Source organism: Bacillus sp. A015 (assembly GCF_053851875.1).
Map to the genome: position 1 here is coordinate 1 of NZ_JBSPZB010000047.1, position 1367 is coordinate 1367.

The following is a 1367-nucleotide window of genomic DNA, read 5'->3' on the forward strand; positions in this document are numbered from 1 at the left end:
GAATCTCCGCCAAGGAAGAAGAAATGATCGTGAATGCCGACTTGGCTCACGCCTAGCACGTCTGCCCAAATGGCACAAAGAAGCGTTTCGACTTCGTCTCTTGGGGCTTCGTATGCCGTTTGATCCGCTTCCATATTTGGAGCTGGCAACGCTTTGAGATCGACTTTGCCATTTGCCGTCATTGGAAATTGGTCTACGTTTATGATCCATGATGGCACCATATATTCTGGCAAGGTGCGTTTAAGGCTTTCTTTTAAATCAGCTGTTTCACTATCCGTGATGACATAAGCGATAAGAGCGTCTTGATCGCTCGTATCTTTTACAGTTGTCACGACTGCCTCTTTTACTACATCTAGCGCAAGCAGCTGAGCTTCAATTTCCGACAGCTCAATACGGAAGCCGCGGACATTGACCTGATGGTCTTTTCTGCCGAGATAGATGAGCTCGCCATCCTCTGTCCATTTCACCAAATCGCCTGTACGGTACATCCGCTCTCCTGGATAAAATGGATCTCGTACAAATCGTTTGTCCGTTTCCGCTGGGAGATTCCAGTAGCCTCTTGCCAGTCCTTTTCCCGCAATGACGAGCTCACCCGGTACGCCTGGCGGCGAGAGGTCATATAACGAACCCATGATGTAAAATCGGCTATTGGCAATCGCTGTTCCGATAGGAAGCGTGCCTTGATCTGGATTGATGATACCGCTTGTCGCCACGACCGTATTTTCAGTCGGGCCGTAGTTATTCACTAGTTTGTATCGAACGGGCTTCACCTGTTTCAGCTTGTCTCCGCCTGTCAGTAAGTAGCGCAAGGAATGATTGTCCATTGACATAAACTGCTCACAAAGCTGAGTTGGCAGGAATGCAATGGTGATGCCTTCGTCATTGAAATACGTATTGAGCTTGATCATATCGAGGCGAATCGCTTCGTCGATAATGTGCAGCTCTGCGCCGGCGATCCATGTCGGGAACATCTCCCAAATGGAGGCGTCAAAGCCAAAGCCGGCATATTTGGCGGTTCGATCTTTATTTGTCACCCGGAAGGCATCATTGTGCCAGAAAGCGAGATTCACTAGTGACTGGTGTTCGACCATGACACCCTTCGGCTGTCCAGTCGTCCCAGAGGTGTAAATCATATATGCGAGATCAGTTGGTTTGACATGAACCTGAACGTTTTGCGTTCCTCCTTCTATCGCCTCTTCTATCAACAGGACATGACCTGTGAAAGAAGGTGGTGCATTGAGTCCTTTTTGAATAAGAAGCACTTCTGCCCCGCAGTCTTCCAGCATGTACGCAATGCGCTGCGCTGGATAATCGGCATCAATCGGAACGAATGCCGCACCAGCCTTGAGAACGCCAAGGACGGCGGC

Annotated in this window: 1 protein-coding gene; it reads right to left on the minus strand. The window is 49.5% G+C overall.

The window, feature by feature from the left end:
- The coding region (locus tag ACSLGF_RS18720) for a non-ribosomal peptide synthetase (RefSeq protein WP_456007815.1) at positions 1-1367 on the minus strand (1367 nt) is incomplete at both ends.